Origin of the sequence: Streptomyces seoulensis (assembly GCF_004328625.1) — a bacterium.
GTDB lineage: Bacteria > Actinomycetota > Actinomycetes > Streptomycetales > Streptomycetaceae > Streptomyces > Streptomyces seoulensis.
This window is the reverse complement of record NZ_CP032229.1, coordinates 2,845,675-2,867,305: the sequence shown is the minus strand read 5'-3', so window position 1 is coordinate 2,867,305 and position 21,631 is coordinate 2,845,675. Positions and strand designations below refer to the sequence as shown.

The window sequence follows — 21,631 nt, the reverse complement described above, 5'->3', positions numbered from 1 at the left end:
GCCTCCTGCCGTGCCGGCGGCCGTGCATCCGTAGCTGTTCTGTTGTGGCTGTGCGCTGACGCTGTTCGGTTGTGGCTGTGCGGGTGTTCAGTTGTGGCTGTGCGCTCCCGTGGCCGCCCCCTGCCGGGCTCCCGGCTCCCCTCCGGAGGGGAACCCGGTCGGCCAACCGCCGGAAAGCTCGACCATGTCGGTCAAGTTGGCTGCCAACTTCACTGTAGTTATAGCCGCGTGGAAGCGGCTCATAACCATCATCCCGCGAACTGCCGGAAGATGGCGGGAAGTTGTAGCCTTTGTCCGTGGACCCGGAACACGTCTCCGCCACTGGGCGGAACAGGTCACCACGGTCACAGCCCTCCCGCGTCACCTCTCGCGTGGTGGCCGACACCTTGCGCACCCGTATCGACACCGGTGTGCTGCGCCCCGGCGAACGGCTGCCCACCCAGGCGGAGCTGGCCGAGGAGTTCGGGGTCGAGCGCGGCACGGTCCGTGAGGCGCTGCGCATCCTGCGGGTGGAGCGGCTGCTCGCCGGATCGTCGCAGGGCAGCCCCGCCACGGTGGCCGTCCCGCCCGGCGCGGTCGGCCCGGCCGCGCCGCCGCAGCCCACGATGGCGGGCCTCGCGCCCCGCGTCGCGGCCGCCTTCGCGGTCCCGCACGTCCGCGTGGACGCCCTGTGCCTGACGTCCGTCTCGCTCACCCTCGCCATCGGGGAACCGCTGCGGCAGATCCATGCGGGAGGGCTGAAACCGGCCAAGATCGACGTACGGCTGCTGCTGCCGAGCCGCGACATCGCCCTCGCCTTCCCCGCGCCGGTGGACGCCGCCGACACCGATCTGCTGCACCGTCGCTGGCTTGCTCAGCGCAACGCCCAGGGCCAGGTGCTCCGGCACAACCTGCTCGCGCTGCGCGGCACGCACGGCATAGACGTCCGGGTCCGCTTCCGCGCGCTGCCCTTCACCCCGCCGGTCAAGCTGTATCTGCTCAACGGCTCCGAGGCGCTGTTCGCGTACTACACGCTGGCCCGGCGGGAGCGGGACATCGGCCCGGAGCATCTGACGCTGTACGACGCCGAGGGCACCCGGTCGATGCTGTTCGCCTTCGCGCGGGGGGCGGGGGAGCGGGACACCGAGTTCGTCGCGCAGTCCCGGCTCTGGTTCGACGCGCTGTGGGGGACGATCAGTTCGGAACTGGTGCTGGGCTGACCGAGTTGGCGGCCAACTCTTACTCGTTAGTCCGCACTTGGCAGCTACTTGCCGACAACTGCCCGTAGATGGGCTGAGGTTGTACCGTTTGGTCGTGACCCAGGAGAACGTGGCAGTGAGCGGCAGACGGTTCACCGCCCAGGAGATCGCCGACGCCCTGCGCGCCCGTATCCGCGCCGGTGAGCTGCGGGCGGGCGAGCGGCTGCCCACCCAGGCGGAACTGGCCGAGGAGTTCGGCGTGGAGCGCGGCGCGGTCCGCCAGGCGCTGCGCCTGCTGCACGACGAGGGTCTGCTCACCGGTGTCACCAAGGGCAGCCCGCCGCGCGTCGCGGAGCCCGCCCCCGCGCAGGACGGCCCCCAGCCCACGATGGTCGCCCTCGCCCACCGGCTGGCGGAGGCGTTCACCGCGCCGCACGTCCGCGTGGACGCCGTCTGCCTCACCGCGCAGAGCCTGATCCCCGCCCTCGGCGAGCCGCTGCGGCTGATCCACGAGGGCCGGGTGCGCCCCGAGCGCATCGACGTACGCGTCCTGCTGCCCTCGCGCGACATCAGCCTCGCCTTCCCGGTCCCGGTGGACCCCGGCGGCGACGACGCGGACCCGGTCCACCGGCGCTGGCTGGCGATGCGCAACGCCCAGGGGCAGGTGCTCCAGTACAACCTCAACGCCCTGCGCGCCACGCACGGCATCGACGTCCACGTCACCTTCCGCGCCCTGCCCTTCACCCCGCCGGCCAAGCTGTACCTGCTCAACGGCGCGGAGGCGCTGTACGCGTACTACATGGTCACCCGGCGCGAGGAGGCCACCGACACCGGCACCCTGGAGATGTTCGACACCCTGGGCTCGGAGTCGATGCTGTTCTCCTTCGAGAAGCGGTCGGGCCAACGGGACGCCTCCTTCGTGGAACAGTCGCAGAAGTGGTTCGACGCCCTCTGGGAAACCATCACGACGGACCTGACACTCTCCTAGTGACTTCTGAGACGCCGGAAACGACGCAGCATGAGCTGGTGGCGACCGAATCGGTCGAGGAAAAGAGCGACCAGGGGACCGGAAAGCTACGGGAACTGATCGGCGCGCGAGTCGTCCTCTGGGACTTCGACGGCCCGGTCTGCCGCCTCTTCGCCCGGCACCGCGCCGAGCGGGTCGCGGCCGGGCTGGTGGAGTGGCTGGCCGGGCGCGGACTGCGCGGACTGCTCACCGAGGACGAGCGGGAGACGCTGGACCCGCAGGTGGTGCTGCGCGCGGTGGACCGCCGCCACCCCGGCAGCGATCTCGTCGCCGAGCTGGAGGAACGCCTCACCCAGGACGAGCTGCTGGCCGCCGCCTCCGCGTGGCCGACCCCGTACGCCGACCCGCTGATCCGCACCTGGGCCGCCGTCGGCTCCCGGCTGGCCGTCACCACCAACAACTCCCCGCGCGTGGTCCACGCCTACCTCGCCGACCGCGGCCTGACCGGCTGCTTCGCCCCGCACATCTACGGCCGCACCGCCGAGCTGCACCGCCTCAAGCCCGACCCGTACTGCCTGGACCGGGCCCTCGCCGCGCTGGGCGCCGCCCCCGGGTCCGCGCTGATGATCGGGGACTCGCCCACCGACCTCGTCGCCGCCGAGCGGGCCGGGGTGCGCTTCCTCGGCTTCGCGACCGGCGAGCGCCGGGCCAAACAGCTCCGCGCCTCGGGCGCCGACACGGTCCTCACCTCCCTGGAACCCCTGCTGCTGGCCCTGCGCGGCTAGCGACCTCGTACGCGCGTGCACCCGGTCCCCGGTACGGGGGAACCAGCCCGGAGTCGTGGGGCCGGGACCCGCTCCCGAGGCGGTACCGTGCTGCCACTTCCGCCCCTTTCGGCAGGGCGCACGGCGAGAGAACGGGCCATGTCCCCCGAAACGGTTTCGATTGCCCGGCTGAACGCGGCCGGGGCCAGCGGCGACGACAAGGTGGTCGAGGGCCCGCTCCAGGGCTACCACCACGAGACGTACGTCTTCCCGCTGGCCGGCGAGGCGGCCCGGCTGCATCCGGGGCGGTGGAAGTGCCGGGAGCCCCGCGACGGGCTGCTCTGGTTCGACCGGCGCTGCTTCGCCTCGGAGGAACGCCTGCTCACCGCGCTCGGCGACCGGGTGCCGCGCGTCCCCGGCCTGGTGGAGGTCGGCGGGATGCGGCTGATGCGGTTCATCGAGGGCGCCACCCTCGGCACGCTCCACCCCTCCGGCACCGAGGTGCCGGAGGGGATGTGCCGCCAGATCACCGAGCTGTTCGGCAAGCTGGCCGCGATCGGCCCGGACGACGTCACCGCCGAGCGGCGCTGCGGCGCCGAGGACCGCCCGGCGGACGGCGACAGCGACGGCTTCCTGGAGCGGCTCGTCCACTTCACCGAGCACCGCGTCTACCGCCGCAACCTCGACCGCTTCGAGCGCCTCTTCGCCGAACTCGGCCTCACCGAGACCTCGTTCAAGCATCTGCGGGCCCATGTGCACGGGCTGTCCCGGCGCCCCTTCTGCCTCCTCCACGCCGATCTGCACCGCGAGAACTTCATCGTCGATCCGGTGGACCGCCTCTGGACCATCGACTGGGAACTGGCCATGGTCGGCGACCCCCTGTACGACCTCGCCACCCACCTCCATCTCATGCGCTACCCGGCGGCCCAGTCCCGCGAGATCGCCGCCCGCTGGCACACCACCGTCCGCGCCGTCCGCCCGCGCGGCGTGCGCGGCTGGGCGGACGACCTGGCACCCCTGCTCGCCTACAAGCGGGCCCAGTCCGTCTTCACGGACGTCATCCGCTCGGCCCTGGCCCTGGAGTCCCCGACCGCGCCGCCGGTCGCGTCCCTCGCGGTGAAGCTGCGGGAGATCCTGGCGAGGGGGGCGCGCCCGCTGGGTGTGGTGGAGGTGCCGGAGGCGGGGCGGGTGGCCGACGCGCTGGCACGGTGGCACGCGGCGCAGGCGTCCGCGCCGTCTTCTGGCCCGGCGCCGGTGGATGGCCGATGCTGAGGGGTGATGCTGCTCTTTCTCGACATCGACGGTCCGCTCATCCCCTTCGGCGCCCCCGACGGCGCGTACCCGGTGTTCGAGCGCGACTGCGGCACGGGCGGGCATCCGCTGCTGGGCCGGGTCGATCCGGGGCTCGGGGCGCGGCTGCTGGAGCTGGGGTGCGAGCTGGTGTGGGCCTCGACCTGGCTGGATGACGCCAACGCGGTGGTCGGGCCGTGGCTGGGGCTGCCCCGGCTGCCGGTGGTGCCGTGGCCGGACGAGGACGAGCCGCCCACGCTGCTGCACTGGAAGACGCGCCCGCTGGTGGAGTTCGCGGCGGGCCGGCCGTTCGTCTGGATCGACGACGAGATCACCGAGGCCGACCGGGCCTACGTCGCCGTCCACCACCCCGCCCCTGCCCTGCTGCACCGCGTGGACCACGACTACGGGCTGACTCCGGCCGACTTCACCGCCCTGCGGGAGTGGCTCGGCCGGCACCCGGCGGACTGACCCTCAGGCGGCCGACCGCTCCCCGGCCCACCGGCGCCGCAGGTGCGCCTCGGTGATCGCGGGCGGGGCGTACTCCATGTCGAGGGCGCCGACGTCCGTACCGGGCGGGACGATCGCGTCGATACGGTCCAGGATCTCGTCGGACAGCGTGACCTTGTCACCCGCGAGGAGGTCGTCGAGCTGCTCCATGGTGCGCGGGCCGATGATCGCGGAGGTGACTCCGGGGTGGCTGATCACGAAGGCCAGCGCGAGGTGGGTCAGCGAGACACCGGCCTCCTCGGCGACCGGGATCAGCCGCTCCACGGTGTCCAGCCGCCGCTCGTCGCGCAGGTACCGGAAGCCGTAGGTGGAGCGGTGGGTGTCGGGGGCCTGGTCCTTGCGGTAGCGCCCGGTGAGCATGCCCCCGGCCAGCGGGCTGTAGATCAGCGTCCCCATCCCGTACCGCTCGCACACCGGCAGCACCTCGCGCTCGATGCCCCGGTTGAGCAGCGAGTACGTCGGCTGCTCGGTACGGAAGCGCTGGAGCCGGTGGTGTTCGGCGACCCACTGTGCCTCGACGATGTCGGAGGCGGGGTAGCTGGAGGTGCCGATCGCGCGGACCTTGCCCGCGCGCACCAGGTCGGTGAGGGCGGAGAGGGTCTCCTCGATGTCGGTGTCCGCGTCGGGGCGGTGGATCTGGAAGAGGTCCACGTGGTCCGTGCCGAGCCGGCGCAGCGAGTCGTCCAGCGCCCGGGTCAGCCAACGCCGGGACGCGCCCTGCATGTTGGGGTCGGTGCCGTCTCCGTTCATCGGCAGCCGCGCCTTGGTGGCGAGCACGACGGAGTCCCGCCGGCCCTTCAGCGCCTTGCCGACGATCTCCTCCGACTCCCCGTACGAGTACATGTCGGCGGTGTCGATGAAGTTGATCCCGGCGTCCAGCGCCTTGTGGATCATGCGTACGGAGTCGTCGTGGTCGGGGTTGCCGACGGCGCCGAACATCATCGCGCCCAGGCAGTAGGGGCTGACCTTCATGCCGGTCCGGCCCAGCGTGCGGTACTTCATGAGTCTCCTCCAACCCGCGGTGGCCAGGGGCCGCCGCGACGCGTTACGCTCACGAAAACGGAACGGTGTTCCGGAAAGAACGATACGGAACACTGTTCCGGTTAGCAAGCGGAGGGCTGACATGGCTCAGGACCGGCGTGAGGCGGAGGGCCTGCACGAGGGGAGGGCGGGCGTGACCGACGCCGGGCCGTCCCGCCCGCGCCTGCGGGCCGACGCACGGCGCAGCGTCGACACGCTGCTGACCGCCGCCGCCGAGGTGTTCGCCGAGTCCGGCGTGGACGCGCCCGTACGCCAGATCACCGCCCGCGCGGGCGTGGGCGCGGGCACCCTCTACCGGCACTTCCCGCAGCGCTCCGACCTGATCGCGGCCGTCTTCCGCCACGAGGTCGACGCCTGCGCCGACGCCGCGCCCGCGCTCGCCGCCGACCACGCCCCCGTCGAGGCCCTGCGCCGCTGGCTCCTCCGCTTCACCCACTTCATCGCCACCAAGCGCGGCCTCAGCGCCGCACTCCACTCCGGTGACCCGGCCTACGACAGCCTCCCGTCGTACTTCCAGCTCCGCCTGGTCCCCGCACTGGAGTCCCTCCTCGCGGCGGCGGCCGACTCCGGCGCCATCCGCACCGACACCGACCCCAACGACCTCCTCCGAGCCGTGGCCAACCTGACCCTGCCGGCCCAGGACGACGACGGGCACACGGGGCGGATGCTGGGGCTGTTGCTGGACGGGCTGCGGTACGGGGCCGGAAAGTGATCAGCACGTTGCCGGGCACGACACCTGGCTCGAACCGCGCTGACACGCGGTGGAGTTGATCCGGCGGGCGTAGGGTGCGGGGCCGTGGACACCCCCCTCTGGCGCGAACGGCGCTTCGTTCTGCTTCTCGGCGCACGGGTCGTCTCCGTGCTGGGCAACGGCTTCGCAGAGGGTGTACCGCTTGTCGGCGTACCGCGTGCTCGCCCAGCTCTCGGCGTCGACGGTGACGTCCTCCCCGACGGCCTTGGCGAACTCCCCGCACCAGAAGGCCGCTTGGCCGAGGTCCCCCTCACCGAGGACACGGGCCCGCCCCTCCGGACGCGGGTCGGGCGGGGTGAGGTTGCCGAGCCGGTACAGCCGGACCCGTACGTCACGGAGCCTCGCCGTCACCCCGGTGCGCCGCTGCCACGCCTCGGCGAAGGCGGCGGCGGTGTCCTGGTCCGCGCCGACGGAGGCCGGCGAGTGCCCCAGCTCGGAGAGGCACGCGGCGAGGGAGTGGGCCTGCGCGGGAGTGAGCGGGGAGAGTCCCAGCGCACGGGGCGGCAGGTGATAGAAGGTGCCGCTGACCTGCCCACCCTCCTCCAGCACCCCGAAAACAGGCGCCTGCTGAAACGCCCCCGCCCCACGCCCGCACCCTCTCGGCCCACGTCAGCTGCATGACGTGCTCGGCGGGCCGCCCCCGCAGAAACCCCCCGGCACGGGCGAGAAAGTCTTCGACGTCTTCGGTGAGACACCACCCACTTGACCGCATGCCTCATGCTTCCGCACCCTGCGGAGCGGGCGGGCAGTTTCCCGCCAGAACACCGACCGGGCCGCCCGAGCCACCCGGCATATCGACGGAAACCCTCCCGTAACACTCCAGGCACAACACTTTTGCAAGCAGGGTGCTTGCAAAAGTTAGCGAGGGTGGGCATGGTGGAGGCATGGCATCGCTCAACGTCGGCAATCTCGGTGAGTACCTGCGCGAGCAGCGGCGCAACGCCCAGCTCTCGCTCAGGCAGCTCGCCGATGCCGCCGGGGTGTCGAATCCGTACCTGAGCCAGATCGAGCGCGGGCTGCGCAAGCCCAGCGCGGAGGTGTTGCAGCAGGTCGCCAAGGCGCTGCGGATCTCCGCCGAGACGCTGTACGTCCGCGCGGGCATCCTCGACGCCGAGCGGGACCGGGACGAGGTCGAGACGCGCGCCGTCATCCTCGCCGACCCCTCGCTCGACGAACGGCAGAAGCAGGTCCTGCTCCAGATCTACGAGTCCTTCCGCAAGGAGAACGGACTCGGCGGCGAGGGCCCCGCACGGCCCGAGGAGCCGGCCGGTACGGAAGCACGGCCCAGCGACACCCCCGGCAGTGATGCCGGTCCGCGGCGGACGGCCGGATGAAGCCGGACCAGGGCTCCGACCACCGCACGCGGACCACACCCACCTCAGCCGAACGCGAATCCGGGAGGACCTTCACCATGGCCATCACCGACGACCTGCGCAAGACCTTCAGCGACCCGACTCCGCTCTACTTCGCCGCCGGTACCGCCGATCTCGCCATCCGGCAGGTCCGCAAGGTCCCCTCGCTGGTCGAGCAGCTCCGCGCCCAGGCCCCGGCCCGCATCGAGCAGGTGCGCGGCACGGACCCCAAGGTCGTCCAGGAGCGGGCCACCGCCCGCGCCAAGGAGGCGCAGGAGACCATCCAGACCAAGGTCAACGGCCTCATCGGCAACCTCGACGTCGACCTGAAGAAGGTCGGCGAGCAGGCCCAGGACCTCGCCCTGCGCGGTGTCGGCGTGGCCGCCGAGTACGCCGTCAAGGCGCGTGAGGCGTACGAGAAGGTCGCCGAGCACGGCGAGCAGGCCGTGAAGACCTGGCGCGGCGACGCGGCCGAGGAGATCGAGGAGCTCGCCATCGCGGTCGAGGGCCAGCCCGAGCCGGGCGTGGTCCGGGAGACCCCGAAGCCGGCCGCCGGTGCCGCCGGTCCGGCCGTCGCCAAGCCCGACCCGGCCGCCGCGAAGAAGCCCGTCGCGAAGAAGCCGGCTCCGGCCCCGGCCGCCGCCCGCAAGGCTCCTCAGCCGAAGAAGCCGACCCCGCCGGCCAAATGATGCCGGACGGCGTCAGACGTGCGGGCCGGGCACCATCGAGGTGCCCGGCCCGTTCTGCGGGTAGCGTGACGGCAGCGATTCAGAAGGCAAGGAGCGGTGGGCAACATGCTGATGCTGGGCTTCGAGGGGTTCATGGGACTCCTGAAGATCGTCCTCATGGCACTGGCCGCGTTCGGACTCTTCGACGCGGCTTTCCGGCGTGAGGACGCGTTCCGTGCGGCGGGCAAGCAGAACAAGATCTTCTGGCTGGTCATCCTGGGCATCGCCCTCGTGGTCAGCTACCTCTTCTCGATCCTGTCCATCCTGCCGGTCGCGGGCGCCGTCGCCAGCATCGTCTACCTCGTCGACGTCCGCCCGGCCGTCAAGGCCCTCACCGGCGGCAGCCGCGGCGGCTGGGGCCGGGGCAAGGGCCGGGGCGGCAGCAGCAGCGACGGCCCGTACGGCCCGTACAACGGCTGACGGCTCCGCCGGGCCGGTGAGGACGGCCGGCCCTACGCCACCCGGTCCAGCAGGACCACCGCGACGTCGTCGGTCAGCTCGTCGCCGTTCAGGTGGCGGACCTCGCTGACCGCGGCCCGCAGCAGCTCCTCCCCGCGCAGCCCCTCGGAGAGCTGGCGGTGGATCATGTCGAGCATGCCGTCCTGCCCGAGGCGGGGGCCGCCGGGGGAGGTGCGGCCCTCTATGAGGCCGTCGGTGTAGAGCATCAGACTCCACTCGGCGCCCAGCTCGACCTGGGTGCGCGGCCAGCGGGCGCCCGGGAGGAGCCCGAGGGCCGGACCGTTGTTGTCGAAGGGGAGCAGCCGGGGGACCGGGGTCGCGCCGGGGCGGATCAGCAGCGGGGCCGGGTGCCCGGCCAGGCAGAGGCCCGCGCGGCGGCCGTCGGGGGCGATGTCCACCGTGCAGAGGGTCGCGAAGATCTCCTCGTCCGAGCGCTCGTGCTCCAGCACCTCCTGGAGCGTGCCCAGCAGCTGGTCCCCGCACAGCCCCGCCAGGGTCAGCGCCCGCCAGGCGATCCGCAGCTCCACGCCGAGCGCGGCCTCGTCCGGGCCGTGGCCGCAGACGTCGCCGATCATGGCGTGCACGGTGCCGTCCGGGGTGCGGACCGCGTCGTAGAAGTCGCCGCCGAGCAGCGCGCGCGAGCGGCCGGGGCGGTAGCGCGCGGCGAACCGCAGCGCGGCGCCCTCCAGCAGCGGCGTCGGCAGCAGCCCGCGCTCCAGGCGCCGGTTCTCCTGCGCGCGCAGCCGGCCCTCCGCGAGGCGCCGCTCGGCGGTGTCGGAACGCTTGCGCTCCACGGCGTACCGGATGGCGCGGCTCAGCAGCCGGCTGTCCAGCTCGTCACGGAAGAGATAGTCCTGGGCACCCACGCGTACGGCCTCCGCGCCGCGCTCGGCGTCGCCGGAGGCGGTCAGCGCGATCACGGCGTGCCGGGGTGCCAGCTCCAGCACCTGACGGAGCACGGCCAGCTCGGTGCCGTCCTCGGTGTCGGCGCAGCCGGCGGCCGGGAGGGCGAGGTCGAGCAGGATGCAGTGCACGTCGGGCGTGAGCAGCCGCCCCGCCTCGGTGAGGTTGCGGGCGGTACGCACGCGGATCGGCCGGCCGGCCGAGTCCCGCAGCTCGGGTACGAGCGCGCCGGACGGGTCGTCCTCGACGAGCAGCACGGTGAGCGCCGCGCCGAGGGCGGCGGTGTCACGGCGCACCTCTTCGGTGAGGGCTACGGCCGAGACCTGCGCCGGACCGCACTCGGCGGCCGGGACTGCTCTCTGCCGCGGTACGGGTACGGGCATGTCCTGGTTTCCTTCCCTCCCCCCGAGGGCACGGCGGCGCCGAGGGTCCTCGTAGCGCCGTCGGGTGACCCTAGCGGCATCGGCCGTCCCGGCGGAACGGGGCGCGTGGCGTCCATATCGCGCAGACCACTGTCATATGCCCTGGCCCGTACGGCAGTTGGGCAGGATGACAGGGGGCGCGGGATGACGAAGCTCACTTGGTTCCCGCCCGCCCGGGTGTAGTTGGTCACAGGGCGGGCCGGGGTGTGGCCCCGGTCACGCGTCCGGGCGTACCACTCCCAGGATCGGCATGGTGCCCGCGCCCGCGATCGTGACCGTACGGCCCGGTCGCGGGGCGTGGATTATCTTGCCGTCGCCCACGTATATCCCGACGTGGGTGGCGTCGGCGAAGTAGATGACGAGGTCACCGGGGCGCATCTCCGTCACGTCCACGTGCGGGAGCTGCTTCCACTGCTCCTGCGAGGTGCGCGGGATCGGGGTGCCCGCGTCGGCCCACGCCTGGGAGGTCAGGCCGGAGCAGTCGTAGGAGTCGGGGCCCTCGGCTCCCCAGACGTACGGCTTGCCGAGCTGGGCGGTGGCGAAGGCGACCGCCCTGGCCCCGGCGGAGGCGGCCTCGGCGGAGGTGGGGGCGGCTTCGGCGGCCTCGGCCTGCTTCTTCAGGACGCCGGTCTCCAGCCAGGCGGTCTGCGCCTTGCGGGCGGCCTGCCGCTCCAGCTCGGCCAGCCGCTCCTTCTCCTTCTTCTCCAGCCGCGATTCGAGCTGCTCGGCGTCCTTGATCTTCGCCTGGATCGTCTTCTGGGCGGCGGCCTTGTCCTTGCGGTCCCGCTCCAGCTTCTTCCAGCGCGCTTCCGCGTCGTCGGTGTCCCGCTTCAGCTCCCGCTCGACGCGGTCGGTCTCGGCGATCAGCTTCTTGGTGGCCCGTGCGCCGTTCAGCAGGGTGCCGGCGCCGTCCGCGAAGTGCTCAGGGTTGTCGCTGAGCAGGAACCGGGCCATCGGCGGCATCCCGCTGTCCCGGTACTGGGCGCGCGCGGCGGCGCCCGCCTGGTCCTTCAGCTCGGCCAGCTTCTTGCGCGCCGTGTCGGTCCGCTTCTCCAGCCGGGCGAGCTGGACGGACTGCTTCCTCGTCTTCTCCTCGGCCGCGTTGTAGGCGTCGGTGGCGACGGCCGCGTCGTGGTACAGCCCGTCGAGCTGGGCGCGGACCTTCTCCAGCTCGGCGTCGGGCACGGGGACCGGCGCGGTGGTGGGCGCGGGGGTCGCGCTCGCGCTCGCCGAGGGCGCCGGGGAGGGGTCGGCGGGTCCTGCCGGTGCCGATGCGAACGCCGTACCCGGCACCGCCAGTACGGTCACCGCGCAGACCACGGTCACGGCGACGGCGAGCAGCCCGCGCTTGCCCCTGGCCATAACAGTCCCCCCAACCTGATTTACCGTCAGTAACTTACGGTCCGTCCGCAGGATCGTGCCACGATCCCGCGCGAAGTGACAGAGGTCGTACGAAGTCGTACATCCCCCGGCGCCCCGCGCCTCCCCGCGATCTTCCCGCCCGTCTGACGTACCGGAGCCGGAGATCGTTCCCCCGGGAGCCGGGATTTCGTGCGATTCCCTCGAACAGGTGAACCAACGTCAGGTGGGCTGACGCCAGGCGCCCGGTATCAGGTCAACCGGCATCAGGTGAACCGGCGTCAGCGGGGCGCCAGCGCCTCCCAGGCCACGGTGATCTCCCCCTGCCGCCAGCGCGCCGGCCCGTCCGTCACCGGCCAGTCGGCCGCCAGGTCCCGGACCGTGCGCAGCCAGCGCTGGCGGGCGCCGTAGGAGGCGTAGGGCGCGGCGGCGGCCCAGGCGCGGTCGAAGTCGCGCAGGAAGGCGTGCACCGGCTCGCCCGGCACATTGCGGTGGATCAGCGCCTTCGGCAGTCGTTCGGCCAGGTCGGAGGGGTGATCCAGCGAGCCGAGCCGGGTGGCGAAGGTGACCGTGCGGGGCCCCTCGGGGCCGAGCGCGACCCAGACGTGCCGCCGCCCGATCTCGTCGCAGGTGCCCTCCACCAGCAGCCCCCCGCGCGAACCGCCGCCCGCCGGGGCCAGCCGCGCGCACAGCCCCCGCCACACGGCGGCGACCTGCTCCTCGTCGTACTGCCGCAGCACGTTGGCGGCCCGGATCAGCAGCGGCCGGCCCGGCACCGGGACCTCGAAGCCGCCGTGCCGGAAGGCGAGCCCCTCGCGCTCGTACGGCTTCGCCGCCGCGACCCGCTCCGGTTCGATCTCGACGCCGACCACGCGCGCGTGCGGGGCGACGGTACGGAGCCTGCCGAGCAGTTCGACGGCGGTCCAGGGCGCGGCCCCGTACCCGAGGTCGACGGCCAGCGGGTCGGCCGCGCGGCGCAGTTCGGCGCCGTGCGTGGCCGCGATCCAGCGGTCCATGCGGCGCAGCCGGTTGGGGTTGGTCGTCCCGCGCGTCACCGTGCCTACGGGGCGGGTCGTGCGGGATGCCATGTCTATGAGGGTAAGCGGGCGGAGCGCACGCCTCCGGCCGAACGGTTGAGCGAGTGCGGGTCATGATTCGGTAAAACCGCTTGATCGGGAAATGGGAAGAACCCCCTCCGCTGTTGCACCCCTCGGAGGACTCGGACGGTCCTCCGGCAGCCATGCCCGAGCGAGGAGGAAGCCCAGTGAGCCAGTACGTCAGCAGGCTCGGGCGGCGCTCACCGGCAGCCGCCCCCCGGCTGCGACTGCACCGCAGGCCACGCCGGGTCGCCATGCTCTCCGTGCACACCTCACCGCTCCACCAGCCCGGCACCGGCGACGCGGGCGGGATGAACGTCTACATCGTGGAGCTGGCCCAGCGGCTGGCCGCCCTCAACATCGAGGTCGAGATCTTCACGCGGGCCACCTCCGGCGACCTCGCCCCCAAGGTCGAGCTGGCCCCCGGCGTGCTCGTCCGGCACGTCGACGCGGGCCCCTACGAGGGCCTGGCCAAGGAGGAGCTGCCCGCCCAGCTCTGCGCCTTCACCCACGGCGTGATGCAGGCGTGGGCCGGCCACCGCCCCGGCCACTACGACCTCGTCCACTCCCACTACTGGCTCTCCGGCCACGTCGGCTGGCTCGCCGCCCAGCGCTGGGGCGTCCCGCTGGTGCACGCCATGCACACCATGGCCAAGGTCAAGAACGCCAGCCTGGCCACCGGCGACACCCCCGAGCCCGCCGCCCGCGTCATCGGCGAGACCCAGATCGTCTCCGCCGCCCGCCGCCTCATCGCCAACACCGCCGAGGAGGCCGCCGAACTGGTCCGGCACTACGAGGCCGACCCCGCGAAGGTCGCCGTCGTCCACCCCGGCGTCAACCTCGACCGCTTCCGCCCCCTCGACGGCCGCGCCGCCGCCCGCGCCCGCCTCGGCCTGCCGAGGGACGCGCTGATACCGCTCTTCGCGGGCCGCATACAGCCCCTCAAGGCCCCCGACGTGCTGCTCCGCGCCGTCGCCCACCTGCTGGACGAGCGTCCCGAGCTGCGCCGGAACATCGTCGTCCCCGTCGTCGGCGGCCCCAGCGGCAGCGGGCTCGCCAAGCCGGAGGGGCTGCAGAAGCTGGCCGCGCGGCTCGGCATCGCGGACGTCGTACGGTTCCGGCCGCCGGTCGGGCAGGAGCAGCTCGCGGACTGGTTCCGGGCCGCGTCCGTGCTGGTCATGCCGTCCTACAACGAGTCCTTCGGGCTCGTCGCCATCGAGGCGCAGGCGGCCGGCACGCCGGTGCTCGCCGCCTCGGTCGGCGGCCTGCCGGTGGCCGTGCGCGACGGGGAGACCGGCTTCCTCGTCCAGGGCCACGACCCCGCCGACTACGCGCGCGTGCTGCGCCGCTTCGCCGACGACCCCGGCCTGCCCGACCGCATGGGCGCGGCCGCCGCCCGGCACGCCCTCGGCTTCGGCTGGGACGCCTCCGCCGCCGCCACCGCCGACGTGTACGCGGCCGCGACCCAGTCCCACCGTCGTCGCGTACGCTCGCAGCATGGCTGAGACCGAGGCGACGGAACGGGCCGCGCGCACCCTCGAGGACGCGCTGAAGGACGCCGAGCTGGAGTGGGAGAACCCCGAACCGGGCTCCTACGTGGTCAAACTCCCCGGCACCGCCAAGCTCTCCACCACCGTCTCGCTGCTGGTGGGCCGCCACACCCTCTCCGTCAACGCCTTCGTCATCCGGCACCCCGACGAGAACGAGGCGGGTGTCCACCGCTGGCTCCTGGAGCGCAACCTCAAGCTGTACGGAGTGAGTTACGCGGTCGACCGGCTCGGCGACGTCTATGTCACCGCCCGCCTCCCGCTCGCCGCCGTCACCCCCGAGGAGGTCGACCGGCTGCTCGGCCAGATCCTCGAAGCGGCCGACGGCGCCTTCAACACCCTGCTGGAGCTGGGGTACGCCTCAGCGATCCGCCGTGAGCACGCCTGGCGCGTCTCGCGCGGTGAGTCCACCCGCAATCTGGACGCCTTCACGCATCTGATCGAGCGCGACTGAGCCTGCATCAGGCGCCGTTGCGGTAGCGGCCAGGTGTGACCCCGACCAACTTCTTGAAGTGCCGGGTCAGATGAGCCTGGTCGTAGAACCCGGACGCCACCGCCACCTCGCTCGGCGCCAGCCCGTCCAGCAGCAGGCGCCTGGCCCGGCCGACCCTTCTCGACGTCAGGTAGCGGTGCGGGGCGATGCCGTACGCGGCGCTGAACGCCCGTACCAAGTGGGCGGGATGAGCGTGCAGCAGTGCGGCCGCTTCGGTGAGGGTGAGGCCGTCGGTCAGGTGCTCGTCGAGGAGTTCGCGCAGTCGGCGGGCCAACAGCGGGTCGGGGCGCGGGGGTTCGGGGTCGCGGTGGCGGAGGTGGTCCCGCAGGCGCTCGCCGACGAGCACGAGCCCGCTCTCGGCCGCCAGTTCGTCACCGGGGCCGGCCAAGGCGCGGTGCAACTGACCTACCCGTGCGCGCAGTTCGGGGTCCCGCAGGTCCGGCCGGTCGACGGCGGGGCCGATCAGGTCGTGGCTGAGGCGGCTGCCGTCCAGGTACAGCACCCGCTTGCGGAAGCCGTGCGGGGTGGCGGGGGAGCCGTTGTGCGGGACGTGCGGGGGCAGCAGGGTGACGGTGTCGCGCGGGGTGCCGTGCTCGTGCCGGTCGAGGTCGTACCGTACGGCGCCGTCGTCCACGATCAGCAGCGTCCAGGCGTCGTGCACGTGCATCGGGTACGCGTACTCCGTGAACCGGGCGTGGAAGACCTCGACGACCCCCGGTACCGAGGGGCGCCACGCGGAGACTTCCGGCTGGTCGGCGGCCACGCAAGAAACGTACAAGACCGGGCCGGGGCGTGGTCGGCAGTCTCGGGGCATGGACGGACAGCCCCTGCGTTTCGACACCAAGATCGCCGTACTCCTCCGCGACGACCTCGCCCCGTGGCAGCGCCTCAACGTCACGTCGTTCCTGGTCAGCGGCCTGGGCAGCCAGGTCCCCGAGGTGATCGGCGCCCCGTACGAGGACGCCGACGGCGTCGCCTACCTCCCGATGTTCCGCCAGCCGGTGCTGGTCTTCGAGGCGACGAAGGAGGTGCTGCGGGCGGCCCACACGCGGGTGCTGAGCCGTGCGCTGCCCCGCGCGGTCTTCACGGCCGACCTCTTCTCCACCGGCAACGACACCGACAACCGGGCAGCGGTACGGGCCGTACCCACCGCCGACCTGGATCTGGTCGGACTGGCGGTGTACGGCCCGAAGGGCGGGGTCGACAAGGTGGTCAAGGGGGCGAGGATGCACCCGTAGGTCAGGCCGCCTTCTCCACGGCGGGGCGGGCCGGGGCCGCCGGAGCGGCGATCTCCGCCTCCTCCGCCGGGAGCCCCCGCATCAGGAGGGCGTACCCGAGCCCCGCCACCGTGCCGATGACCGCGCACGCGCCCCAGAGCCACTCGGCGCCCAGGTGGTCGATGACCGTGCCGGACATCAGCGGCGCGACCAGGGCGGCGACGGACCAGGAGAGGCTGTAGACGCCCTGGTAGCGGCCGCGGCCGTGGACGGGGGAGAGGCGGACGACGAGCCCGGTCTGGGTCGGCGCGTTGACGATCTCCGCGAGGGTCCACACGCAGACGGTGAGCGCGAAGACGCCCAGCGACCCGGCGAACGCGGTGAGCCCGAAGCCGTAGCCCGCGAGCAGCGAGGAGATCACCAGCAGACGGCGCGGGTCGCGGTGCTCGATGAAGCGGGTGACCGGGATCTGGAGGGCGACGATCAGGACGCCGTTGACGGCGATCGCGGTGCCGTAGTCGGCGGGGGAGAAGCCGGCCTGGCCCATGGCGACCGGCAGGCCGACCGAGCCCTGCATGAAGAGAAGGGCGACGAGGAACGACAGGCCGACGACCGCCATGTAGCGCCGGTCGCGCAGCACCGTACCGAGGCCGATCGTCGGCTCCCCGGCCTCCTTGGCGGTGGGCGCGGGCCGGGACTCGGGGAGCTTGAGGAAGACGAGGATCGCGCAGGCCAGCGTCATCCCGGCCTCGATGAGGAACCCGGCGAGATAGCTGAACTCGGCGATGAAACCGGCGGCGACGGAGGACACCGCGAAGCCGAGGTTCAGCGCCCAGTAGTTCAGCGAGAACGCCCGTACGCGGTCCTCGGGCCGCACGATGTCCGCCATCATCGCCTGCACGGCGGGCCGGGAGGCGTTGTTGGCGGCGCCGACGAGGAAGGCGACGGCCGCGATGGCGACCGGGTCGTGCATGAAGCCGAGCAGCGCGACGGAGAGCGCGGTGCCGACCTGCGCGATCAGCAGGGTGGGGCGTCGGCCGAGCCGGTCGGCCATCACCCCGGCGCCGAGCGAGGAGGCGACCCCGCCGAGGCCGTGCAGGGCGGCGACCAGGCCCGCGAAGGAGGCGGAGTAGCCGCGGTCGAGGGTGAGGTAGAGCGCCATGAAGGTGGCGACGAACGCGCCGAGCCGGTTGACCAGCGTGCTGGCCCACAGCCACCAGAAGGCGCGGGGGAGCCCGGAGACGGAGGACCGGGCGGCGGCGATCAGCCGGCCCGGTGCGGCGGTGGACATGACGGGACCCCCCGGTAAGTGGCGCGTGCGGTAAGCGGAACTTACCGGCGCGGGCTTGTCGGGGGCCACTCGATTAACAGAAGCCGTCAACCGTCGGCGGCGCGGCGACCCCTCCTGGGGGTGGATTACGCTCTGAGGCATGGCCGACGCACCGTACAAGCTGATCCTCCTCCGCCACGGCGAGAGCGAGTGGAACGCGAAGAACCTGTTCACCGGCTGGGTGGACGTCAACCTCAACGAGAAGGGCGAGAAGGAGGCGGTACGCGGTGGCGAGCTGCTGAAGGACGCCGGTCTCCTGCCCGACGTGGTCCACACGTCGCTCCAGAAGCGCGCGATCCGCACGGCCCAGCTCTCGCTGGAGGCCGCCGACCGCCTCTGGATTCCCGTGGAGCGCAGCTGGCGCCTGAACGAGCGCCACTACGGCGCCCTGCAGGGCAAGAACAAGGCGGAGACGCTGGCCGAGTTCGGCGAGGAGCAGTTCATGCTCTGGCGCCGCTCGTACGACACCCCGCCGCCGCCGCTGCCCCGCGACGCGGAGTACTCCCAGTTCGACGACGCCCGCTACGCGGACCTCCCGCCGGAGATCCGTCCCCAGACGGAGTGCCTCAAGGACGTCGTTGAGCGGATGCTCCCCTACTGGTACGACGACATCGTCCCCGACCTCCTCGACGGCCGCACCGTCCTGGTCGCCGCCCACGGCAACTCGCTGCGCGCCCTGGTCAAGCACCTGGACGGCATCTCCGACGAGGACATCGCGGGCCTCAACATCCCGACCGGCATCCCGCTCTACTACGAGCTGGACGAGGACTTCAAGCCGGTCACGCCGGGCGGGAAGTACCTCGACCCGGAGGCGGCCAAGGCCGCGATCGAGGCTGTGAAGAACCAGGGCAAGAAGAAGTAAGCACGCACGATCAAGCCCCCTGCCTGCGGGTTCTCCGTTGGCAGGGGGCTTGTTGTTGCGCCGGGGCCGCCGCTGGGCCATGGCGCCTGGAGCTTGAAACACGATCATGATCGGGCGTTCCCAGCGGACTGCGAGGCGTTCGAAGTGGTGGAGCAGGGCGAAGGTCTGCTCGACGACGTAGCGGAGCTTGCCGATGCCCTTGATGTCGGGTGATCCCTTGCGGGAGATGACGGGCAGGATCCGTCGGTGGCGGAGCTCGTCGCGGTTGGGGTTGAAGTCGTAGCTCTTGTCGCCGAGCAGGGCGTCGGGTCGTCGGCGGGGCCTGCCGGGGCGGCAGGGCGGGGACTGGGTGACGTCGTTGACGTTGGCCGCGGTCGTGATGACTTTGAGCGGGGTACCGCGTCCGTCGCAGATCAGGTGGTGTTTGCTGCCCGTCTCCCGCCGGTCGACCGGCGACGGACCGGTGTCGGGTCCCCTTTTTTCGCGCGGACATGGGAACCGTCCACGCACGCCCGTGACCAGTCGAGCTCGCCGGCCGCGTTCAGTTCGGCGAGCAGGGCCCGGTGCAGCTGGTCGAGGCTCCTGCCTTCTGTCACCGGTCCAGCCGACGCCAGCATGTCCGTCCCGAGCCGAACCCCAGCTCCAGGGGCAGAAGTTGCCAGGCCATGCCGTTGTAGAGGACGAACAGGATGCCTTGCAGGCAGAGCCGGTCCGACACCGGCCTCGGTCCCGGCGACCGATCCGGCCACGGCGGCAGCAACGGCTCACATGCCGCCGGCCTTCACCGCAGGCTCACGGGCTGGTCCTCGTGGGCGGCCGGTCAGCTGGACGTGGCGGACGTGCCCGCGGCTGAGGTGGTCCGGATCCTGGTGGAGATCCTGACCAGCAATTCGGAGGATGTGGAGATGGCCCGGCCGGTGGTGCGGGCGGTCATGGAGGAGCTGCGAGCCCGGCAGCAGTAGGCGCAAACTGCGGCGCCCCCGCCGACTGCCACGGCGAGGGCGCTCGGGCGTCCGGGGGTGGTCAGTGAGCTCTTTCCAACCTGTCGGGCAGGACAGGCAGTTGGGCTGACAGACGGGTGAAGCCCCTGGTAGAGGGTTTTCCACCAAGAAATCCGTCTCCACCAGAGGCTTCGTGCTGCGCCCTCGTCGAGCAGGCCATGGCCACCCTCAAGTCCTGGCGGCTCCTTCGCAGGCTCCGGTGCTCGACCACCCGGATCACCTGCCTCGTCCAGGCCGTCCGCACCCCTGCATTTGGCCGGCTCAGCCCGATGATGGAAAAGCCTCACTCTCTCAGTCCAGTCTTTTCCCCATGCGCGCTGAGAACTTCTCTGTGTCCTTTGTGTGCCACCACTCAAATAGGTGGGTTCGCACAAGCATCCCGAGGTAATTCAGGCTCTCTTCGGAGAGGTCTCCGCTGACCAGACTTGCTTCATAACCCTGGTAGTCAAGTGAGACTTCCCAGAGTTGCCCTGAGATGCTGACCCGGATTTCCAGAAGCAGTTTAGGGAAGACAGACGTCACCTTCACCTCAAGGACTTCAAGAGAGGTTCCTCCTCCCTCGCTCTGCAGTCCTGAAAGTCTTTGGGCGAGTGCTTCCCTTACTTGCTCCGGGGTGGCCATATGGGTCCTCTCAGCACTTTGCCTCTGCGCTCGCTGACGCTGCAGCTACGGCCGGGGTTGTGTACTCTACCGTGGCCGTGATGATCCCCTGGGGCGTCAGACCGCCCGGCATCCCTCCAAGGGGGCCCTTGTTGACGACCACCTTGAAGTTCTTCCTCGGCGGCTTCGAGGAGCAACCAGTGCCCACCTTGTATCGGTAGTACACCCCGGCGGTCCTCTCGTAGCCGTTGAACAGTGTGTCACTGATCTTGTTCTTGAAGCTGGTGCTCCAGCGTCCACGCTCAACTATGTGGTTGTAGCCCCAAGTTTTCGTTCCGCAGCGCAGAGGCATCTTGCTCGGGCCGATGTAGAAGGTATAGGCGACCTTGGAATAGTGCTGCGACTTGCAGGGGTTTGACGCGCTCGCCGTGGCTGCTGTGGGCACCTCGGTGGATGCATTCGCGGGTATAGGTGCGGTTAGCAGGACAGCGGCCCCCGCTGCCGCGACGAACGTCGCGGTGGACCTGCGTAAATACGTAGCGCGCACGTCTTCTCTTTTCGTCGCCGGATGCTTCTGTATGTCTTCTGTGAGCTTCCCTATGCTCTCCTTCTGAGATTTGTATTTGCAAGGAATCACCGCGTGACCATGTTCACGCTCCGGAGTGGAACCGATACGATGCGCTGCTCATCTCGCCTGGAGTGCCCGGTGTGCTCAAGCCCGTTCCCTACGAGCTCGTAACACGATCTTGCTGAAATGAGCTGGTGGGGCGTCTAGGCACTGTCCGGCGGATCATGTGACTTTCCGACCGGCTGCTCGTTGGACGGAGCATGGGTCGGGGGGATCTGACGAATTGCGAGTGGTCGCTGCTCGAGCCGCATCTGCCGTCCGCGGGCGGTGGGGGAGGCCGGTGGAGCGACCATCGCACGGTGATCAACGGGATCCTGTTCCGGGTTCGGACCGTTGTCCCGTGGCGTGACCTGCCGGAACGCTGTGGGTCCTGGAAGACGGTCTATGAACGGCATCGCCGCTGGTCGGCGGACGCCACCTGGGACCGGGTCCTGCAGGCGGTCTAGGCCGACGCCGACCTGGCGGGGCGGATCGACTGGTCGATGGTCGGAGTGGACTCGACGTCCTGCCGGGCTCACCAGCACGCGGCCGGCGCCCGCAAGCCCAGGCCGCGGGTTCCGAAGAAAGGACGACGCCCCGGCACCACCGCCCCGATGAGGGACTCGGGCGGTCCCGGGGCGGTCTGACCTGCAAGATCCACCTCGCCGGCGAGGGTGGATGCCGTCCCATGGCCCTGCTGCTCACGCCGGGTCAATGGGGCGATGCCCCGCAGCTGATCGAGGTCTTGGACCGGATCCGAGTCCCCCGGCCGCTGGGCGGACGGCCCCGGACCCGGCCCGGCCACGTCAGCGGCGACAAGGCCTACAGTTCCGGCCGCAACCGCCGCTACCTGCGAAGACGCAGGATCAAACACACGATCCCCCAAGAGCTGTCCTGGAGCCTCCGCGTCCTCCAGCAAAGGCTCAAGTGCATCGTCGTCCGGCACCATCCACACCCGGCTGCCGACCCAGCCCCCGACCTGGGCACCTTCCGGCACCCGGGCGAACAGTTCATACGTCCCGCGCCGGGGCTCCCCGAAGAGTCCGTCCACTGCGGCGCACACGCCCCAGATATCGCCGCGCTCCGTCTCCGTCAGCCTGTACCGCCCGTGCCTGCGATAGTCCCAGTCCGCACGCACGGTGGTAATCATGCC

At 71.5% G+C, this 21,631-nt stretch carries 24 protein-coding genes and 4 pseudogenes; 16 read left to right on the top strand and 12 right to left on the bottom strand.

Annotation, left to right across the window (positions count from 1 at the left end; translation table 11 throughout):
* The first annotated feature begins 290 nt into the window (after positions 1-290).
* From D0Z67_RS13330 to D0Z67_RS13310, 5 genes are all read left to right on the top strand, one after another.
* Positions 291-1,199, top strand: a complete 909-nt coding sequence (locus D0Z67_RS13330; protein WP_037776306.1) for a winged helix-turn-helix domain-containing protein — start codon at positions 291-293, stop codon at positions 1,197-1,199.
* An 88-nt stretch (positions 1,200-1,287) separates the two neighbouring features.
* Positions 1,288-2,166 (top strand): GntR family transcriptional regulator, encoded by an 879-nt coding sequence (locus D0Z67_RS13325; RefSeq protein WP_037776308.1) that lies wholly within the window; start codon positions 1,288-1,290, stop codon positions 2,164-2,166.
* A 38-nt stretch (positions 2,167-2,204) separates the two neighbouring features.
* Positions 2,205-2,930: an HAD family hydrolase gene (locus tag D0Z67_RS13320; protein ID WP_031183974.1), complete on the top strand. Its 726-nt coding sequence runs from the start codon at positions 2,205-2,207 to the stop codon at positions 2,928-2,930.
* A gap of 138 nt (positions 2,931-3,068) precedes the next feature.
* Entirely contained in the window at positions 3,069-4,181 is a 1,113-nt protein-coding gene (locus D0Z67_RS13315; RefSeq protein WP_051888192.1) for an aminoglycoside phosphotransferase family protein, read from the top strand.
* 6 nt (positions 4,182-4,187) lie between these two features.
* A complete protein-coding gene (locus D0Z67_RS13310; RefSeq protein ID WP_031183976.1) occupies positions 4,188-4,670 on the top strand; it encodes an HAD domain-containing protein in 483 nt (160 codons plus the stop codon).
* Between the two features lie 3 nt (positions 4,671-4,673).
* Here the strand turns inward: D0Z67_RS13310 and D0Z67_RS13305 are convergent, their stop codons facing one another.
* Positions 4,674-5,711 (bottom strand): aldo/keto reductase, encoded by a 1,038-nt coding sequence (locus tag D0Z67_RS13305; RefSeq protein ID WP_031183977.1) that lies wholly within the window; start codon positions 5,709-5,711, stop codon positions 4,674-4,676.
* A 121-nt stretch (positions 5,712-5,832) separates the two neighbouring features.
* Between D0Z67_RS13305 and D0Z67_RS13300 the strand changes: the two genes are divergently transcribed.
* Positions 5,833-6,462: a TetR/AcrR family transcriptional regulator gene (locus D0Z67_RS13300; RefSeq protein WP_031183978.1), complete on the top strand. Its 630-nt coding sequence runs from the start codon at positions 5,833-5,835 to the stop codon at positions 6,460-6,462.
* Here the strand turns inward: D0Z67_RS13300 and D0Z67_RS13295 are convergent, their stop codons facing one another.
* Positions 6,463-7,050, bottom strand: coding sequence for a hypothetical protein (locus D0Z67_RS13295; RefSeq protein ID WP_234312934.1), 588 nt, complete (start codon positions 7,048-7,050; stop codon positions 6,463-6,465).
* 335 nt (positions 7,051-7,385) lie between these two features.
* Between D0Z67_RS13295 and D0Z67_RS13290 the strand changes: the two genes are divergently transcribed.
* The 3 genes from D0Z67_RS13290 to D0Z67_RS13280 all read left to right on the top strand — a co-directional run bounded on the left by D0Z67_RS13290 (position 7,386) and on the right by D0Z67_RS13280 (position 9,001).
* Positions 7,386-7,835: a helix-turn-helix domain-containing protein gene (locus D0Z67_RS13290; protein WP_031183979.1), complete on the top strand. Its 450-nt coding sequence runs from the start codon at positions 7,386-7,388 to the stop codon at positions 7,833-7,835.
* 77 nt (positions 7,836-7,912) lie between these two features.
* Positions 7,913-8,542: a hypothetical protein gene (locus D0Z67_RS13285; protein ID WP_031183980.1), complete on the top strand. Its 630-nt coding sequence runs from the start codon at positions 7,913-7,915 to the stop codon at positions 8,540-8,542.
* A 105-nt stretch (positions 8,543-8,647) separates the two neighbouring features.
* Complete coding sequence (locus tag D0Z67_RS13280) at positions 8,648-9,001, top strand: DUF2516 family protein (protein ID WP_031183981.1); 354 nt, start codon at positions 8,648-8,650, stop codon at positions 8,999-9,001.
* Positions 9,002-9,033: 32 nt separating this feature from the next.
* Here D0Z67_RS13280 and D0Z67_RS13275 read toward each other — a convergent pair whose 3' ends face one another.
* The 3 genes from D0Z67_RS13275 to D0Z67_RS13265 form a co-directional block, all read right to left on the bottom strand.
* Positions 9,034-10,326 carry a PP2C family protein-serine/threonine phosphatase gene (locus D0Z67_RS13275; protein WP_031183982.1) on the bottom strand — a complete coding sequence of 431 codons (1,293 nt, stop codon included), beginning with the start codon at positions 10,324-10,326 and terminating at the stop codon, positions 9,034-9,036.
* 255 nt (positions 10,327-10,581) lie between these two features.
* On the bottom strand, positions 10,582-11,727 hold the full coding sequence (locus D0Z67_RS13270) for a C40 family peptidase (protein ID WP_031183983.1): 1,146 nt from the start codon (positions 11,725-11,727) through the stop codon (positions 10,582-10,584).
* Between the two features lie 278 nt (positions 11,728-12,005).
* Positions 12,006-12,812, bottom strand: a complete 807-nt coding sequence (locus D0Z67_RS13265; protein WP_031183984.1) for a class I SAM-dependent methyltransferase — start codon at positions 12,810-12,812, stop codon at positions 12,006-12,008.
* A 176-nt stretch (positions 12,813-12,988) separates the two neighbouring features.
* Here D0Z67_RS13265 and mshA point away from each other — a divergent pair, with 176 nt between their 5' ends.
* Positions 12,989-14,326, top strand: coding sequence for a D-inositol-3-phosphate glycosyltransferase (gene mshA, locus D0Z67_RS13260; protein WP_031183985.1), 1,338 nt, complete (start codon positions 12,989-12,991; stop codon positions 14,324-14,326).
* Complete coding sequence (locus D0Z67_RS13255) at positions 14,319-14,822, top strand: type III secretion system chaperone family protein (protein WP_031183986.1); 504 nt, start codon at positions 14,319-14,321, stop codon at positions 14,820-14,822. The genes mshA and D0Z67_RS13255 overlap by 8 nt, the downstream gene beginning before the upstream one ends.
* 7 nt (positions 14,823-14,829) lie before the next feature.
* Here D0Z67_RS13255 and D0Z67_RS13250 read toward each other — a convergent pair whose 3' ends face one another.
* Positions 14,830-15,675: an AraC family transcriptional regulator gene (locus D0Z67_RS13250; protein ID WP_078873714.1), complete on the bottom strand. Its 846-nt coding sequence runs from the start codon at positions 15,673-15,675 to the stop codon at positions 14,830-14,832.
* Between D0Z67_RS13250 and D0Z67_RS13245 the strand changes: the two genes are divergently transcribed.
* Positions 15,674-16,099 (top strand): DUF2000 domain-containing protein, encoded by a 426-nt coding sequence (locus D0Z67_RS13245; protein ID WP_031183988.1) that lies wholly within the window; start codon positions 15,674-15,676, stop codon positions 16,097-16,099. The two genes, D0Z67_RS13250 and D0Z67_RS13245, sit on opposite strands and share 2 nt — an antisense overlap.
* A gap of 1 nt (position 16,100) precedes the next feature.
* Here the strand turns inward: D0Z67_RS13245 and D0Z67_RS13240 are convergent, their stop codons facing one another.
* Complete coding sequence (locus D0Z67_RS13240) at positions 16,101-17,369, bottom strand: MDR family MFS transporter (RefSeq protein WP_031183989.1); 1,269 nt, start codon at positions 17,367-17,369, stop codon at positions 16,101-16,103.
* Between the two features lie 139 nt (positions 17,370-17,508).
* Here D0Z67_RS13240 and D0Z67_RS13235 point away from each other — a divergent pair, with 139 nt between their 5' ends.
* Complete coding sequence (locus D0Z67_RS13235; protein ID WP_031183990.1) at positions 17,509-18,270, top strand: phosphoglyceromutase; 762 nt, start codon at positions 17,509-17,511, stop codon at positions 18,268-18,270.
* A gap of 111 nt (positions 18,271-18,381) precedes the next feature.
* On the opposite strand, the pseudogene D0Z67_RS29920 reads toward D0Z67_RS13235, so the two are convergent.
* Together D0Z67_RS29920 and D0Z67_RS30565 are read right to left on the bottom strand one after the other, a co-directional pair.
* Positions 18,382-18,780: pseudogene (locus D0Z67_RS29920) on the bottom strand (transposase); the annotation flags it as partial.
* Between the two features lie 82 nt (positions 18,781-18,862).
* Positions 18,863-18,988, bottom strand: a complete 126-nt coding sequence (locus D0Z67_RS30565) for a transposase (protein ID WP_382846069.1) — start codon at positions 18,986-18,988, stop codon at positions 18,863-18,865.
* Here D0Z67_RS30565 and D0Z67_RS13225 point away from each other — a divergent pair.
* Together D0Z67_RS13225 and D0Z67_RS13220 are read left to right on the top strand one after the other, a co-directional pair.
* On the top strand, positions 18,960-19,232 hold the full coding sequence (locus D0Z67_RS13225) for a hypothetical protein (RefSeq protein ID WP_031183991.1): 273 nt from the start codon (positions 18,960-18,962) through the stop codon (positions 19,230-19,232). The genes D0Z67_RS30565 and D0Z67_RS13225 overlap by 29 nt on opposite strands.
* Before the next feature lie 179 nt (positions 19,233-19,411).
* Positions 19,412-19,544: pseudogene (locus D0Z67_RS13220) on the top strand (IS5/IS1182 family transposase); the annotation flags it as partial.
* An 18-nt stretch (positions 19,545-19,562) separates the two neighbouring features.
* Here D0Z67_RS13220 and D0Z67_RS13215 read toward each other — a convergent pair.
* On the bottom strand, positions 19,563-19,892 hold the full coding sequence (locus D0Z67_RS13215; RefSeq protein WP_131589646.1) for a hypothetical protein: 330 nt from the start codon (positions 19,890-19,892) through the stop codon (positions 19,563-19,565).
* A gap of 10 nt (positions 19,893-19,902) precedes the next feature.
* Positions 19,903-20,508 carry a hypothetical protein gene (locus D0Z67_RS13210; protein WP_131589645.1) on the bottom strand — a complete coding sequence of 202 codons (606 nt, stop codon included), beginning with the start codon at positions 20,506-20,508 and terminating at the stop codon, positions 19,903-19,905.
* Between the two features lie 191 nt (positions 20,509-20,699).
* Between D0Z67_RS13210 and D0Z67_RS13205 the strand changes: the two are divergent.
* A pseudogene (locus D0Z67_RS13205) lies at positions 20,700-21,364 on the top strand (IS5 family transposase); the annotation flags it as partial.
* On the opposite strand, the pseudogene D0Z67_RS29910 reads toward D0Z67_RS13205, so the two are convergent.
* Positions 21,359-21,628: pseudogene (locus D0Z67_RS29910) on the bottom strand (barstar family protein); the annotation flags it as partial. The pseudogenes D0Z67_RS13205 and D0Z67_RS29910 sit on opposite strands and share 6 nt — an antisense overlap.
* Between the last annotated feature and the right edge of the window lie 3 nt (positions 21,629-21,631).